Here is a 14,289-nt window from a genome sequence, read left to right as displayed (position 1 = left end):
GGCCCATGAGCCGGAGCGCCCGTCCCGAGCCGCCGCCTGACGTCCTGAACGACGTGGCCGGCGTGGTCGGGGCGGAGGTCACCCTGCTCGGCCCCCTCCAGGGAGGCGTCAACGGCGGCGCCATGCGCGTTCAGCTGGCCGGCCGGGCGCACGCAGTGCTCAAGGCGGTGCCACGGGCACACCCCACCCACCTGGACGAGACCCTGCGAGCCCAGCGAGTGGTCGAGCACATGCGCCGGTGCGGCTACCCCACCCCGGCCTGGCTCGGAGCAGGAGCCACGGCCACTCATGTCTGGCATCTGATGGACTTCGTCGACGCGAAGCCCGCGCCCGAGCTCACGCCGTCCCTCGTCGAGCAGCTGATTCCGATCGTCGAACTCCAGGCCGGCCAGGCTTCCGAGCCCTACGACCATTGGTCGTACGCCTGGCGGGTCGCCACCGGCCAGGAATCGGCCGATGTCACCGAGACGCCGGAGCAGTCATCTCTCCGCCGGTCCGTGGCCCGGCTCCCCGCGCATTCCTCCGCGGTGTCGGCCTTGGTCGACCGCCTGCGGCTCAGGTGTGCCGGCGTCCCGCCACCACCGGAGGCGCCGGACATGGTCCATGCCGATCTCAACCCCGGCAACGTCCTGGTCCGCGACGGAGTCGTGGTGGCGGTCGTGGACATCGGGAACGCGGGCAGTGGCACACGGGCGACCGATCTGACCACCCTCGCGTGGAACACCTTCCAGGATTCGCTGGACGTTACTCGCAGGCAGCTCTGGACAAGAATCCTCGCCCTGGTCGGATGGGAGGGGGCGGCGGTGCTTGCCGCGGCCCAGATCCTCCACATGCTCGAGGTCTCCATCCGTAACGGAGACAACCATCTCGCTCCCGAGGTTATCGAGCGCGGCCATCGGGCCCTCGACGAGCTCGACGCCCTGCGCATCGCTTAGGGCAGGACGGCGTGCAGGGCGTTGAGCAGGTTCTCGGTCTGGAAGGGCTTGTGCAGCAGGGGAGCGTCGGGCGGTAGCGCCTGGCCGCCCGGGGCCGGGCCGCTCGTGTAGCCGGACATGAACAGCACCGGCAGGTCGGGGCGGGTGCGGCGCAGCTCGGCGGCCAGCTGGGTGCCGGACATGCCGGGCATGATGATGTCGGTCAGCAGGGCGTCCATCGTCAGGTGCTGCTCGCGGACCAGCCGCAGGGCCTCGGCCGGGTCGGCGGCCGCGTGCACCTCGTAGCCGGCCCTGCGCAGGATGCGGCACACGATGTCGCGTACGCCGTCCTCGTCCTCGACCACCAGCACCCGGCCCGACGCCGCCGCCGGACGCTTCACCAGTGTCGACGCGGGTGCCGCGACCTCGGCCGGGGGCAGGCAGATGCGCAACGTCGTGCCCGCGCCCTCGTGCGAGTCGAGGGTGATCGTGCCGTTGGCCTCGGCGATCACGCCGTACGCGGTGGCCAGCCCCAGACCCGTGCCGCGCCCCCGGCCCTTGGTGGTGAAGAAGGGTTCGAAGGCCCGCGCCGCCACCTCGGGCGACATGCCGCAGCCGTTGTCCGTGATGGACAGGCAGACCTGGCCGCTCTCGCGCACCACCTCGGTCCTCAGCGTGAGCCGCCCGCACGAGGGCATAGCCGCGCGGGCGTTCATCGCGGCGTTCATGATGACCTGTTCCAGCTTGCTGCGGTCGATCAGGATGCGCGGCACGCTCAGCGACAGCATCATCGTCAGCTCGACGTCGTCGCCCAGCGTGCGGCTCAGCACCCGCTGCATGTCGGTGGCCACGGCGTTCAGGTCGAGCAGTTCGGGGCGGGACGGTTCGAGCCCGCTGAAGATGAGCAGCTGCCGGGTCAGCCCGCTGCCCCGGGCCGCCGCCTGCTCGATGGCCACCGCGTCGGCGTGCAGCTCGTGACCGGGCCCCAGCTCCTCGGTCAGCATCGCGGCGTAGCCCGAGATCACCGCGAGGATGTTGTTGAAGTCGTGCGCGATGCCGCCCGCCAGCTGCCCCAGCGAATCGAGCCGCTCGGCCTGACGCAGCTGCTGTTCGATGCGGCGGTGACGGCGGCGCTCGGCCGCTTCGTGCAATTCCCGTTGTACGGCGGGGGCGAGCCGGGTCAGGCGGTCCTTCAGGACGAAGTCGCGCGCCCCGGCCCGCATCAGATCGGCCGCCGTCTCCTCGCCGACCTGGCCGGAGACGAGGACGAACGGCAGGTCCGCGTCGTGCGCACCGACCTGGGCGAGCACATCTTCCGCCCGTACGCCGGGAAGGTTGTAATCGCAGATCACCACGTCGACCTTCAGGCCGGTGAGCGCGGCCGTCACTTCCTCGGTGGTTTCGGCCCGGGTGACCCGCACGGGCAGACCGGCCCGGGTCAGCGAATGACCGATCAGCACCGCGTCGTCGTCGTTGTCGTCGACCACGAGCACCGCGATCTCGTCCGTCGTCATCGCAGCTCCCAGCCGGCCGGGCCCGGGGCCAGGCTGAACCGCACCTGCGCGCCCTGGCCGGGCTCACCCGTGGCGCCGATCTGACCGCCGTGCCGGGCCACGATCCGCCGCACGATGGCCAGGCCGACCCCGGTGCCCTCGAACTCGCTGGCCGGGTGCAGCCGCTGGAACGGGTCGAACATGCGGTGCGCGTGCCGCGTCTCGAAGCCGGCGCCGTTGTCGCGCACCACGTAGACGTCGACGCCGTCCTGCCGCTCGGCGAACACCTCGATCAGCGCGTCCGGCCGCTGGGCGGTGAACTTGTACGCGTTGCCGAGCAGGTTCTGCAGCACTATCCGGATCAGGTTCGGGTCGCCCGGCGCCACCAGCCCGTCCGCGACGGCGAAGCGCACCGGCCGGCCCGGGTCGGTGGCGGTCAGGTCGGCGGCCACCTCGCGGGCCAGGGCGCTCAGGTCCGTCCGCTCCCGCCGCAACTGCGACCGGGCCGCCCGCGACAGCTCCAGCAGGGCGTCCATCATCTCGGTCATCCGTTCGACGTTGGCCCGGATGCGCTCGAGGTAGCGCCGGCCCTCGTCGTCCAGGCCGGCCGCGTGCTCCTCGAGCAGGATCTGACTGAACCCCTCGAGGCTGCGCAGCGGCGCGCGCAGGTCGTGCGAGACCGAATACGCGAACGCGTCGAGCTCCCGGACCTGTTCCTCCAGCTCGTCATGGAGGTCACGGACCGGCGTCGCGGCGGGTGGGCGCCCTGGTCTCACGCTCCCCGACCGTACTAGCGAAATGCGCCGAAAGTGAGCTCTTTCCGCATTCGGCGGCATCTGAGGCTCGGGATGCGGCGGCGCGGCAACGGGTGGACGATGACACTCCATCGATATTTATGGATGGCGATCATGTTTGATCAGTTCCGGATCGTGACGGACCCGGTCGGCGACTCGGTGGCGGTCTCCGCCGTCTTCGCCGTGCTGCCCCTGCTGACGCTGTTCGTGCTGCTCGGCGTCGTGCGCATGCGGGCCTGGCTGGCCGGGGTGATCTCGCTGCTGGTGGCCCTCGTGGTGGCCGTGGCGGTCTACGCCATGCCGGTGGGGCAGGCGGTGCTGTCGGCCACGGAGGGCGCCGCGTTCGGCTTCTTCCCGATCCTGTGGATCGTGATCAACGCGATCTGGGTCTACAACCTGACCGTGGTCAGCGGCCACTTCGACGTGCTGCGCCGCTCGATGGAACGGGTCAGCCCGGACATGCGGATCCAGGCCGTGATCGTCGCCTTCTGCTTCGGCGCGCTGCTCGAGGCGCTGGCCGGTTTCGGCACGCCGGTCGCCGTGACCGTGGTGATGCTGATGGCCCTGGGCTTCCGCCCCATCCAGGCCGCCGCGGTGGCCCTCATCGCGAACACCGCGCCGGTCGCGTTCGGCGCATTGGCCACCCCGATCACCACGCTGGGCACGGTGACATCGGGCGCGGCCGACGACCCCCGGCTCAACCCCGACACGCTGGGCGCGATGGTCGGCCGGCAGACGCCGGTGCTGGCCGTGGTGGTGCCGCTGGTGCTGGTGGCCGTGATCGACGGCAAGCGCGGCGTGAAGCAGACCTGGCCGGTGGCGCTGGTGGCCGGGGTGGTCTTCGCCGGCGCCCAGTTCGTGGCGTCGAACTACATCTCGGTGCCGCTGACCGACATCATCGCCGCGCTGCTGGCCGCGGCGGCCGTGATGCTGCTGTTGCGGCGGTGGCGCCCGGTCGAGTCGCCCAATCTGTCCACAGGGGAACGGCCGGCGCCGGCGTCGGGTTCGGCCGTGGCGGTGGCCGAGAAGCGGGACACCCGGGCCGAAGTGGCCCGTGCCTATGCGCCGTACCTGGTAATTATTGTGATTTTCTCGATCGCCAACCTGGGGCCGATCAAGGCGGCGCTGGCCGAGGCGCCCTGGACGGTGTCGTTCGGGTGGCCCGGGCTCGACGTGCTCGGCGCCAACGGCAAACCCCTGGCCTCGACCACGTTCACCCTCGGCTGGCTGCCCGCCGCGGGCACGTTGATGATTCTGGCCGGCCTGATAACCGCGGTCCTCCTGCGCGTCGGGGCGCGAGAAGCCTTGCGCGCGTACGGAAGGACGTACGTCGAACTGCGGCACGCGATCGTCACGGTGATGGCCGTCCTGGCCCTCGCCTACGTGCTGAACCAGTCCGGTCAGACCAACACGCTCGGCGAGTTCCTGGCCCAGGCGGGCGGCTTCTTCGTCTTCCTGTCCTCGATCCTGGGCTGGATCGGCGTGGCCGTGACCGGCTCCGACACCTCGGCCAACGCGCTGTTCGGAGCGCTGCAGGTGCAGACCGCGGCCGACGCCGGCCTGGACCCGGTGCTGCTGGCCGCGGCCAACTCGTCCGGCGGCGTCCTGGGCAAGATGATCAGCCCGCAGAACCTGGCCATCGCCGCCTCGGCCGTCGGCATGGCGGGCAAGGAGGGCGACATCTTCCGCCGGGTGGTCGGCTGGAGCGTCGCCCTGCTGCTGGTCATGTGCGTTCTGGTGACTCTTCAGGGAACTCCGGTGCTGGACTGGATGGTGCCGGCAACGCCCTGAGCCGCTCGAGCAGCCGCGACGCCCCGGCGGCCAGATCGCCCCCGGCGTAGCCCGGGAAGTAGCCGTGCCCCCGCGTCCACCAGCGGACGTAGCGGGTGAGCTGGCGGCGGGTGGAGTCGACCGGGATCGGGCCGGCCCCGGCCACCAGCTCGGCCAGCCGCAATTCAGCCTGCTCCAGCGCCGGAGGCAACCCGGCCAGCGGGGCCAGCAGGCAGAGCTCGGCCAGCGAGCCGGGGGCGTAGACGTCGTCGTCATCGGACTCGGCGGCCTCCACCGCGGCGTACCACTGGCCCGGCCTCTCGATGCCGCCGGTGAGCACCGCCTCGGTCGACAGGGACTGCACGCCGTGCCAATGGTGCGAGAGGCTGCGGGTGAAGCCGCGCCGGTACCAGCGGTGCGCCTCGTGCAGGGCGGCGCGGGCGGCTTCCGGGTCACCGCGGTGGAACGAGAGCTCGGCGTAGCGTTTCTGGGCGCTGCCGAGGACGCCGATGTTCTCCAGCCGGGCCGCCTCGGCCGGCTCGGCCACCGGGCCCTCGACGTAGCGGGTCAGCGAGGCGATCCGCGACCGCAGCTGCTCGGCCACCGTCTCGAACGCGGCCTCGTCGGTGATGCCCTCCCTGATCAGCCTGTCCGACCACAGCTGGGCGGTGCGCAGCGAGGCCATCTCGGCCTGCATGGCCACCTCGTACAGCCTGTCCTGGTAGTCCTCGGGCAATTGCACGTACGCGACCAGACTGGCCCAGTCGTGCTTGGAGTCCGCGCCCTCGTGGTGCAGCCGGGAGCGGGTCTTGTGCAGCGCCGTGCGCACGTCGCCGCCGGCCAGCAGGTCGCCGTAGAACTGCCGGGCGAACGTCGTCGAACCGGCGAAGGTGAGCGGAAACTGCGAAGCAAGGACGACGGGTACGCCCGACCGGTGCAACTCGTGAGCCAGGCTGCCGCCGCCGGTCACGCTGTTCGACTCGTTGCCGCCGTCGCACACTGCCAGCGTGACCACCACCGGACCCGGCTCGATCGACTGGATCACCGCCCGCAGCTCGTCCGGGGTGACCGCGGCCCGGCTCTTGCCGTCGTCGGCGAACAGCGCGACGCCGAACGCGGGCTCGAACTGGTCGCCGACGTCGCAGCCGTGGGCCAGCACGTGCAGATGCGTGTAGGGCCGGCCCTCGGCCGCCGCGGCCAGCGCAGCCGACCGGATACGGCCCAGGCTCGCCCGTTCCAGAGTGGTCAGCACGCGGCGGTTGTCGCGGACCGCGTCGTTCATGCCCTCGACCGGCAGGGGCTCGCTCCACGGCTTGAGCGCGTCACGCAGCGCGGCCCGGTGCGGCTCGATCGGCACCGGCTCGCCCGCCCCCGGCAGAGAGGCCGCCGCGAACAGCACGCGCGGCGTGGACCACCAGACGTGGCGGGTGCCGTGCGTGCCGGTGCGCACCCGCCTGGTGAGCACCAAAGGCGGCTCGGACACCGCGAACACCGGCCGGTCGTCGGCGTCGTGGGCCAGCTCAAACGGCAGGGCACTGAGCTCGGCCGCATTGGTCACCAGGTCGATCTGGGTCGGCTCGTCCGGCGTCGCGCACACCCCGAGCACCTGGGTGACCACCTCGGCCAGCGCCCGCAGGGCCTCGTCCCGGCGGTCGGAGTCGTGCTGCACCTGGTACCGCAGCTGGTCCAGGCGGCGCAGGAAGTCGCGGTGCTGGATCGGGATCTCGACCTCGGTGACCGGCTCGTTGCCGCGGGCCCGCAGGAACCGGTCGCCGCGCCGCAGCATGCCCGAGTCCTGGTCGTCGAAGCGGAAGAACTCGATCAGGTCGGACCGCATGTCAGAGGTCGTCCTCCGGGTCGCCCTCGTCCTCGTACTCGATCAGGTCGCCCTTCTCCTGGTCGCGCAGGATGTCGGTGCTGCCGGTGAACAGGCGCAGCTTGAACAGGCGCAGCCCGACGACGCCGGTCGCCCCGATGACCTCCAGCCCGGCCGCCGACTCGCCGGACAGCGTGATGCCGCCGTTCGCCTTGCCCAGCTCGAGCAGGTGCAGGACGTCGGCGGTGGCGCTCAGCTCGAAGGTCGAGTTGGCCTTGCGCGACGAGATGACGGTGCAACCCTGGCCCGTGTACGTCGAGAAGACCACCTTGTACTTCCGGCGCCACCCCTCGACCTCGCGCAGGGCGGCGCCGACCCGGGCCACGTCCTCGATCGACTCGACCGAGAGCACCGGGGCGTCGACGTAGAACGAATCCGCGGTGGAGAATTCGATGCGGATCGACGCTTCCAGGTCGACCTGCGGAATATTGGGCACCTCGGCGCCGGCCACGAACTTCGTCACGCGTACGCCGTCGGACCGGAACCGCAATCGGGCCGGCGCGCCCGAGGCGGTCGAAAAGGTGATCCCGTGCTCGGCGATGTTGCCCATCTTGACGAAGACACCGTCGCTGAAGACGCCGTAGTCGCCCAGCGCGAACGTGTTGGTCACGGGCACCCAGGCCGCGTGCACGTCAAGCTCGGAATGCAGGATCCGGTTGAACTTCCTCGCGGTGCCCATGGGGCTCATCCTGGCCCGGTCCGCGTCCGTGCACAACGGACCGGCCGGGGGATATGACCCGGGCGCTATAGATTGACAGGCCTAAATGCGCGGTGCCACTGTGCGAACCATGCGCTTACGACGTGCTTTCGCCCTCGCCGCCGCCACCGCCGCCGCCATCACCGGCGTCGTGGCCGGGCCGGCCCCCGCCCAGGCGGTCGCCGCCACCACGCTGGCGTCCACCATCGCGTTGAACAACTGCTCGGCCTCGCTCGTGCGGTACCCGTCCTCGGTCAGCAGTGACCGGGCGATGATGCTGACCAACGGGCACTGCTACGAGGGCGGCTTCCTCAGCGCCGGCCAGGTGCTGCAGAACCGCACCTCCAGCCGGTCCGGCTCCCTGCTCAACAGCAGCGGCGGCAGCCTCGGCACGGTCCGCGCCGACCGCGTCCTCTACGCCACGATGACCGGCACCGACGTGGCGCTGTACCGCCTCACCAGCACCTACGCGACGCTGTCGAGCCGGTACGGGGCGACCGCATTGACCATCGCGAGCAGCCGCCCGGCCGCCGGCATCAGCATCGGCATCCCGTCCAGCTACTGGAAGCGGATCTGGAACTGCAAGATCGACAGCTTCGTCCCCCAGCTGCGCGAGGGCGAATGGACGTGGCGCGACTCGATCCGCTACGACACCGCCTGCGACACCATCCACGGCACGTCCGGCTCCCCGATCCTCAACGCCGCGACCAACCAGATCGTAGGAATCAACAACACCGGCAACGACGACGGCCAGATGTGCACCCTGAACAACCCCTGCGAGGTAGCCGCCGACGGCACGACAAGGGCCTACCAGGGCCAAAGCTACGGCGAACAGACCTACTGGTTCACCACGTGCCTGACCTCGACCCGCACGATCGACCTCAACAAGTCCGGCTGCCTGCTCACCCGCCCCTGACAAAGACCACGGAAGCGGCCGGGTCGCAGGTTCGCCTGCAGCCCGGCTGTTCGGTCAGTAGATTCGGCCTGTCCGGGTGACATCGGTGATGCGCGACCATTCGTTGGGCATCCGGTAGCCTCCCGTGGCGCCATTTTCACCACTGCGGGAAATGGCGTGACCGAATCGAGAGAAGGATCTTGTCATGGCGACTTCGACTGATGTCCGGCACGGCGGCGAGGGCGGCAATTTCCGCTGAGCGCATGTGATCCGCCCGCTCTGAAGCCGCCCCGATGGGCGGCTTCGCTGCTTTCCGCCCGGCTACACAGCCACGGCGGCGGCCACCATGACTACCAGGACCGCCGACAAGGACAGGGTGACGGCGAGCAGGCCGGCGTCGGTCAGTTTCTCCGAGATGGCGCTCGGCGCCGCGAACAAACTGTGCATGAAGCTCCCGCCTTCGCCGCCGTCGGCTGATTGTGGCGAACGGCCGTTCGACAGTCGCGGCATGTGGATCTCCACCCTCCGGTGATCCGTCGACTCCAAAGATCTGAGTCAATTCAATGTCCACCGCAAGGATGCGACGCCACGATTCGAGATCACAACGATGAGCACGTGAATATCTTGGCCATGCCGGTTGTGCGGCGCACAATCACCGTCGCGAGTGATGCGGGCGAGATGGCGTATTCGGCACCATGGGTGATCCAGAGATCCGTGGGAGCCGCACGTGCGGAAGCTGCTACAGGAATTCATCGGCTTCGTGGCGCTGGTGGTCGGGCTGGGGTCGGGCGTGGCCCAGTTGTACGGCTGGCCCACCGGAGTCGGCCGGTTCATCCTCGCCGGTCTCGGATCCGCCTGCCTGCTGTACCTGATCATCCGGTACTCGCTGCTGCGTTACGTCCGCGTCGGCGGGAAGCTGCGGCAGGAACTGGCTGCCCAGCAGATCGCGCACCAGCGTTACGTCGAAGCGATCGACCGGATCATCGACCAGGAAGGGCCGATCTACGCCGAAAGCCTCGAGTTGACTGTCACCATCGGTGCGGACGACGACGGCGACACGATCCTTGAGCGCCGCCGCACCACCCCGAAGCCACGAGTGACCCAGCGTGCGATCCGGCCGATCGTGCCCTATGGCAACGACCGCATCATCGGCCTGGACGACATCGGACTGAAATGGGCGCTGGACCGGCCCAACGGGGGAATCACCCCTCTGCCGCTGCGGCCGACCGAGAAGCCCCGCGTCTGGCTGGTCTTCGATCCGGGTTTGACCGAGCCTTTCACCTGGCAGATCAGCTATTGCTCGCGTGGACTGTGGGCGCCGCTGCGCAAGCGTGGCTACGACCACCTCGTCTGGAACGACCGGCTCCCAGCCGGCAACGGCGACAACTCCGTTCTCAGCGAGCTGACCGTTCGCTTCGTCTTCCCGAAAAGCGACAAGGCGCCGAGTGTCGAGGAACTGCACCGGTTCGGCCGGATCGGCTCGCCCGAGGTGCGTGAGGGCGGGGGCTGGGTGATCGTCTGGACCGACCCCTCACCCGAGGGGCGTCGCTACGAATGGAACCTCGCGCAGGCCCTCTAGCCGGCGTGCTCGGCGCCCCTTCAGGCGACGCAGAATTCGTTGCCTTCGGGGTCGAGCATGACCACGTGGCCGAGGTCGTCGCCGTAGAACTCGTCTCTTAGTTCGGTGGCGCCGGCCGCTCGGAGGGCTTCGACCTTGGCTCGGATCAGTTGTTCGCGCTCGGGCATGTTCCATGGGGGTTCGCCGGCCACTCGGATGTCTATGTGGAAGCGGTTCTTGGCGGTCTTGGGCTCGGGCACCCGCAGGAAGCTGATCGCGGGGCCGCGGCCGTCGGGGTCGATGAGGGAGGCGCCGTCGGGGTCGTCGTAGCCGGGCTCGGCGATGTAGCCCAGCGCCTCGGCCCAGAAGGCGGCCAGGCGGTGCGGGTCGGCGGCGTCGGCGCCGATGGTCCAGTGCGTTGCCATGCCCCGCAGGCTAACGCCGGCGAGCGGCCGCCACTGGCCCGTTCAGCGGGCCTCTACGGGCCCAAATAACAGAGACCCACCGTGGGATCGGAGCGCCGCTGCGGAGATCAGAGCGGGTCAGCGCCAGGCGGCGGCGAGGGCGCGCTTGGTCGCGGGCTCGGCGGTGGTCAGCTCGGCGGGCAGGTGGTGGCGCAGTTCGGCGGCTCGGGCGGTGGCCGTCCAGGACTCCTGGCGGAGGCTGTCGCGGGTGCGGCGGGCCAGTTCGGCGTCGTGGGCGGCGGACTGCTCGGCGGCCACGGCGCGCTCGTAGTGGTCGCGCAGGTGGCCGGCGGCGGCGCGCAGGACGACCAGTTCCTGCTCCAGCGGGTGCAGGCGGGCGTCCCAGCCGGCCCGGCCGGCCAGGGCGTCGGCCACGGCGGCGGCGGGCAGCCAGCCCTGGTCGGCGGCGGTGCGGACGGCCTTGTGCAGGAAGCGTTCGCGGGCCGCGTACTCGGTGGGGGTCTGGGCGCTCCACGGGGTGCCGAACACGGCCCCGGCCCGGCGGGTGCGCAGGCGGGCGTCGGCGTCCAGCCAGGCCTGCCAGGCGTCGGTCACCTCGTCGGTCGTCTGCTCCCAGCGCTCCTGCCAGCGGTCGGCGGCCAGGGCGGCGCGGTCGGCGGCGACCCGCACCTCCTCGGCGAACTGGGTGGCCGCGATGGCTTCGAGGGCCAGTTCGCGGCGCTCCTCGGTGCGGTCGCGCAGCCAGCCGACCGTCTCGCGCAGCGTCTGCCAGGGGTTGCGCATGGCCCGCGGGCTGGCCAGCAGCAGCATGGCGGGCAGGGTCAGGATCCACAGGGTGGCCCAGATGGCGGCCGGGGCCGGGGTGGTCAGCAGCATTTCCGCAACAACGTTGTTCATCGCCAGGTAGTCCTGTCCGCTCGGGAGAAAGTCGGGCTGGGCGCCGACGGGAACGCGGACAGGGCCACGCCGCCGAAGGCTGATCGGGTCCGCGCGGGCCGGGACACAGGTGAGCCGGGGGCGCGGAAGCAGCGACCACGGGCACGGCCGCGAGGGCCGTCAGCGCGTGATCAGGCGGTGTGGAAAGGCGGTGCGCGAGAGCCGGAAACCCCGGCGGTGCGCTGCGCGGTGAGAGCCCGCGTGCGGTCGGCAACCGGCGCCGACGTACGGGCTTCGGCCTCGACCAGTTCGTCGGACCGACCGTCGGCAGTGGAGTCCGCAGCCGGCGCGATGCGCACGAGGCCCAGCGTCAGCAGCAGGAGCAGGAACGGCAACGACCGCAGCAGAGCGCCGCGGAGTGAGTTCGTTGCCATGCGCTCCAATCTACGAGAATCGGACACGAAAGGACAGACGCCACTCCGGTGATCAAGTGTGGGGGTGCCGGCACGCGCACCCCCACGCTCGACCCGTCAGCCCACCCGGCAGCTCAGCGACGGCCAGGTCCAGTTACCGCCGTGCTGAATGGTGAGGCCGAACGTGTTGCCGTTGCCGTTGGGCCGTGCGGTCAGCACCAGCCCGCTGCTGTCCGTGCTGATCGACGCGTTCCAGCTGGCGATGACGCGCTGCGGCGCCCGCAGCGTCACGGTGACGACCCAGTTGCTGCTGCCGTTCACGGCGATCGAGCCGTTGAACCTGTCCGGCCACTGCTGCCCGGCGGTGTACGTGGTGGTGCAGCTGCCGTTGCCGGGCGGCGGCGTGGTGGGGTTGGTCGGGCCGGACCCGCCGCTGGGCGCCACGGCCCGGCCGGTCGAGGACGAGATCATGCCGGCGCACAGGCCGCGCTGGGCCAGGCCGGCCGCGATCTGCGGGATGGCCGAGATGGTCGTCTGGTAGTTGTCGTGCATCAGGATCAGCTGGCCGTTGGTGAGGCGGGAGGCGGCCTGCACGATCGCGGCGGTGCTGGCCCCGTTCCAGTCCTGTGAGTCGACGTCCCAGGTCACGGTACGCAGCCCGAGGGCCGAGGCGGCCGACTGCAGCGTCGCGTTGGTCTCGCCGTACGGGGGACGGAAGATCGTCGGGGTGCCGCCGCCCCCGTTGCGGATGGCCGTCTGGGTGCGCGACAGCTCCGACGACATGGCCGACTGGCTCAGTGTGAGCATGTGGGGGTGGGTGTAGCTGTGGTTGCCGACCCACATGCCGGCCGACACCTGCGCCGCCACCAGGCCGGGATTGGCCGCCGCGTTCTGGCCGGTGTTGAACATGGTGGCCCGCAAACCGTTGCTGCGTAACGCGTTCAGCAGCGAGGTGGTGGTGCTCGGGTTGGGCCCGTCGTCGTACGTCAGGCCGACGTAGCCGTTGGCACAACTGGCCGCGGCCTGGGCCGGGGGAGTGAGGGCGACCGCGGCGGCGCCGGCCAGCAGCGCCGCCGCGGTGGCGAGGATCAGGGATCGAGGACGGATCACGGGGGATCACCTTCGTCGGTCGGGGGAGACGACGGCGGAGGACCGGTGGAAGCCCTGACGCCATCGACGGTCGTCATTGACTCCATCTTGGGAGCGCGTCCAGGCGGAGTCAACCATTAACTTCCGACGATTTATCGGCTGGTGAGGCCGTTGCTCGTGACAGGCGATCAACCGAAACTTCCGGTCATCCGGCGGAAAGTATCTCGGTCAACCCATCGACCCGTACGCGGCCCCGGAGCACACCCGAGCCGGCGTCCAGCCAGACCACCTCGTTCTCGCTCCCGGCGTAGAGCCGCGCCCCGTCCGCACTAAGCCGCACCCCTCGCACCGCCGACGGCAGCAACCACGTCGCCAGCGCCTGGTCGGTGCGATCGAACACATGCACGGTGTTGCCGTCCGCCGCGAACAGCCGGGCGTCCGGGCTGTAGGCCAGACCGGCCGGCCCGTGTCCGGCCGCGATTCGGGCCACCCGCTCGATCTGCAGCGTCTCGGTGTTCGCATGGGCGATCGAGCCGGAAGCCGTGTCCAGCACGGCCAGCCGCGTCCCGTCGACGGCCAGCGCGTGCCCCTCGGCCGGCCCCCGCCCGAACGGGTCGGGCAGATCCAGGCAGTACGCCCATCGCTCGGCCAGGTGCAGCACATGGACGAAGGCGTGCACGTGACTGCGCGTGCCGTTGAGCAGGTTGCGCGTGTGCTGATGCTCGGGCTGGTGCGTGTAAAGCGTGTACAGCGTCTGCCGATCCTTCGAATACACCGCCTGGCGCCCGCGGCCCTGCATCTGCTCTTCCGCGCCTTCCGGCACGGGCGTCTTGTCGCGCGTGTAGAGCGGGTGCAGCTTGCCGTCGCTGAAGTCCAGAAGCCGTACGCGGTAATGGTCCGGCAAGTCGGCCGGCAACCAGTCGAGCACGAACAGACCGGTGCCGTCTGACGTGAAGGCGTCCGGCTCGACGCAGCCCGGCAGGTTGAACTTCTGCCGGCGGCCGGCCCCCACGACCAGCAGGCCGGACGTCGCGCGCGCGGCCGGCGGCTCGCCCGGCGGCGTAGTCAGCAGCGCGCACAGATCCGACGACTCGGCGACCACCCGGGGCATCCATCCACCCCCGATCGGTTGCTGCTGGAGGGATGCCCCGGTCGCCGCGTCCACCCGCTCGAGCCCGGCGTCGCTCACCACGTACGCGACGTCGCCGGCCCGGCTGAGCACGGACTGCGCGCCGATCGGGCGCACCTCGCCGCCGGTGAGCCGGACAATCCCCGTACGGCTGCCCGCCAGCACCACGTCGGGCACCGACGACGACAGGGGAGCGGCCGCCGCCTGCGTTTCGCGGCAGGCGGCCAGGGCGGAGGCGGCGAGCACCCCACCGGAGAGCGTCAGGAACGAGCGGCGTGTGGTCATGCCTTGCTGACACCACAACTTCGCATCGGGTTCCGGGAACCGTTCCGCCACGGCCGGTGTCAGTGCAGTGTCGGT

The 14,289-nt window shown here is 70.6% G+C and carries 14 protein-coding genes; 4 read left to right on the top strand and 10 right to left on the bottom strand.

Features of this window, described 5'->3' with window-relative positions:
• Positions 1-5 precede the first annotated feature (5 nt).
• Positions 6-935: a phosphotransferase gene (locus OWR29_RS32645; RefSeq protein ID WP_267567233.1), complete on the top strand. Its 930-nt coding sequence runs from the start codon at positions 6-8 to the stop codon at positions 933-935.
• Here OWR29_RS32645 and OWR29_RS32640 read toward each other — a convergent pair.
• Together OWR29_RS32640 and OWR29_RS32635 are read right to left on the bottom strand one after the other, a co-directional pair.
• Positions 932-2,428 carry a response regulator gene (locus tag OWR29_RS32640; protein ID WP_267567232.1) on the bottom strand — a complete coding sequence of 499 codons (1,497 nt, stop codon included), beginning with the start codon at positions 2,426-2,428 and terminating at the stop codon, positions 932-934. The genes OWR29_RS32645 and OWR29_RS32640 overlap by 4 nt on opposite strands.
• Positions 2,425-3,183 carry a sensor histidine kinase gene (locus OWR29_RS32635; RefSeq protein ID WP_267567231.1) on the bottom strand — a complete coding sequence of 253 codons (759 nt, stop codon included), beginning with the start codon at positions 3,181-3,183 and terminating at the stop codon, positions 2,425-2,427. The genes OWR29_RS32640 and OWR29_RS32635 overlap by 4 nt, the downstream gene beginning before the upstream one ends.
• A 123-nt stretch (positions 3,184-3,306) precedes the next feature.
• On the opposite strand from OWR29_RS32635, the gene OWR29_RS32630 reads away from it, so the two are divergent.
• Complete coding sequence (locus OWR29_RS32630; RefSeq protein WP_267567230.1) at positions 3,307-4,992, top strand: L-lactate permease; 1,686 nt, start codon at positions 3,307-3,309, stop codon at positions 4,990-4,992.
• On the opposite strand, the gene OWR29_RS32625 is transcribed toward OWR29_RS32630, so the two are convergent.
• Both OWR29_RS32625 and OWR29_RS32620 read right to left on the bottom strand, forming a co-directional pair.
• A complete protein-coding gene (locus OWR29_RS32625; RefSeq protein ID WP_267567229.1) occupies positions 4,925-6,808 on the bottom strand; it encodes a CHAT domain-containing protein in 1,884 nt (627 codons plus the stop codon). The two genes, OWR29_RS32630 and OWR29_RS32625, sit on opposite strands and share 68 nt — an antisense overlap.
• Before the next feature lies 1 nt (position 6,809).
• Positions 6,810-7,526 (bottom strand): hypothetical protein, encoded by a 717-nt coding sequence (locus OWR29_RS32620; protein WP_267567228.1) that lies wholly within the window; start codon positions 7,524-7,526, stop codon positions 6,810-6,812.
• A 109-nt stretch (positions 7,527-7,635) separates the two neighbouring features.
• On the opposite strand from OWR29_RS32620, the gene OWR29_RS32615 reads away from it, so the two are divergent.
• On the top strand, positions 7,636-8,460 hold the full coding sequence (locus OWR29_RS32615) for a S1 family peptidase (RefSeq protein ID WP_267567227.1): 825 nt from the start codon (positions 7,636-7,638) through the stop codon (positions 8,458-8,460).
• A 300-nt stretch (positions 8,461-8,760) separates the two neighbouring features.
• Here OWR29_RS32615 and OWR29_RS32610 read toward each other — a convergent pair whose 3' ends face one another.
• Entirely contained in the window at positions 8,761-8,886 is a 126-nt protein-coding gene (locus OWR29_RS32610; protein ID WP_267567226.1) for a hypothetical protein, read from the bottom strand.
• Between the two features lie 280 nt (positions 8,887-9,166).
• Here OWR29_RS32610 and OWR29_RS32605 point away from each other — a divergent pair, with 280 nt between their 5' ends.
• Positions 9,167-10,018 carry a hypothetical protein gene (locus tag OWR29_RS32605; protein WP_267567225.1) on the top strand — a complete coding sequence of 284 codons (852 nt, stop codon included), beginning with the start codon at positions 9,167-9,169 and terminating at the stop codon, positions 10,016-10,018.
• A gap of 20 nt (positions 10,019-10,038) precedes the next feature.
• On the opposite strand, the gene OWR29_RS32600 is transcribed toward OWR29_RS32605, so the two are convergent.
• The 5 genes from OWR29_RS32600 to OWR29_RS32580 form a co-directional block, all read right to left on the bottom strand.
• Positions 10,039-10,422: a VOC family protein gene (locus OWR29_RS32600; RefSeq protein WP_267567224.1), complete on the bottom strand. Its 384-nt coding sequence runs from the start codon at positions 10,420-10,422 to the stop codon at positions 10,039-10,041.
• A 117-nt stretch (positions 10,423-10,539) separates the two neighbouring features.
• On the bottom strand, positions 10,540-11,319 hold the full coding sequence (locus tag OWR29_RS32595; RefSeq protein ID WP_267567223.1) for a hypothetical protein: 780 nt from the start codon (positions 11,317-11,319) through the stop codon (positions 10,540-10,542).
• Between the two features lie 170 nt (positions 11,320-11,489).
• Positions 11,490-11,732, bottom strand: a complete 243-nt coding sequence (locus OWR29_RS32590; RefSeq protein WP_267567222.1) for a hypothetical protein — start codon at positions 11,730-11,732, stop codon at positions 11,490-11,492.
• Positions 11,733-11,828: 96 nt separating this feature from the next.
• Entirely contained in the window at positions 11,829-12,821 is a 993-nt protein-coding gene (locus tag OWR29_RS32585) for a polysaccharide deacetylase family protein (protein WP_267567221.1), read from the bottom strand.
• A 184-nt stretch (positions 12,822-13,005) separates the two neighbouring features.
• Entirely contained in the window at positions 13,006-14,214 is a 1,209-nt protein-coding gene (locus OWR29_RS32580; RefSeq protein WP_267567220.1) for a beta-propeller fold lactonase family protein, read from the bottom strand.
• Between the last annotated feature and the right edge of the window lie 75 nt (positions 14,215-14,289).

Source organism: Paractinoplanes pyxinae (assembly GCF_026626335.1).
GTDB classification, from domain to species: domain Bacteria; phylum Actinomycetota; class Actinomycetes; order Mycobacteriales; family Micromonosporaceae; genus Actinoplanes; species Actinoplanes pyxinae.
This window is presented reverse-complemented; position numbering and strand designations above follow the sequence as displayed.

Excerpts from the sequence above, each read along its gene's own strand:
- OWR29_RS32590 (WP_267567222.1), bottom strand. The coding sequence starts at position 11,732 with ATGGCAACGAACTCACTCCGCGGCGCTCTGCTGCGGTCGTTGCCGTTC.
- OWR29_RS32630 (WP_267567230.1), top strand. The coding sequence starts at position 3,307 with ATGGCGATCATGTTTGATCAGTTCCGGATCGTGACGGACCCGGTCGGC.
- OWR29_RS32625 (WP_267567229.1), bottom strand. The coding sequence starts at position 6,808 with ATGCGGTCCGACCTGATCGAGTTCTTCCGCTTCGACGACCAGGACTCG.
- OWR29_RS32610 (WP_267567226.1), bottom strand. The coding sequence starts at position 8,886 with ATGCACAGTTTGTTCGCGGCGCCGAGCGCCATCTCGGAGAAACTGACC.
- OWR29_RS32600 (WP_267567224.1), bottom strand. The coding sequence starts at position 10,422 with ATGGCAACGCACTGGACCATCGGCGCCGACGCCGCCGACCCGCACCGC.
- OWR29_RS32580 (WP_267567220.1), bottom strand. The coding sequence starts at position 14,214 with ATGACCACACGCCGCTCGTTCCTGACGCTCTCCGGTGGGGTGCTCGCC.
- OWR29_RS32595 (WP_267567223.1), bottom strand. The coding sequence starts at position 11,319 with ATGAACAACGTTGTTGCGGAAATGCTGCTGACCACCCCGGCCCCGGCC.
- OWR29_RS32640 (WP_267567232.1), bottom strand. The coding sequence starts at position 2,428 with ATGACGACGGACGAGATCGCGGTGCTCGTGGTCGACGACAACGACGAC.
- OWR29_RS32645 (WP_267567233.1), top strand. The coding sequence starts at position 6 with ATGAGCCGGAGCGCCCGTCCCGAGCCGCCGCCTGACGTCCTGAACGAC.
- OWR29_RS32615 (WP_267567227.1), top strand. The coding sequence starts at position 7,636 with ATGCGCTTACGACGTGCTTTCGCCCTCGCCGCCGCCACCGCCGCCGCC.
- OWR29_RS32620 (WP_267567228.1), bottom strand. The coding sequence starts at position 7,526 with ATGGGCACCGCGAGGAAGTTCAACCGGATCCTGCATTCCGAGCTTGAC.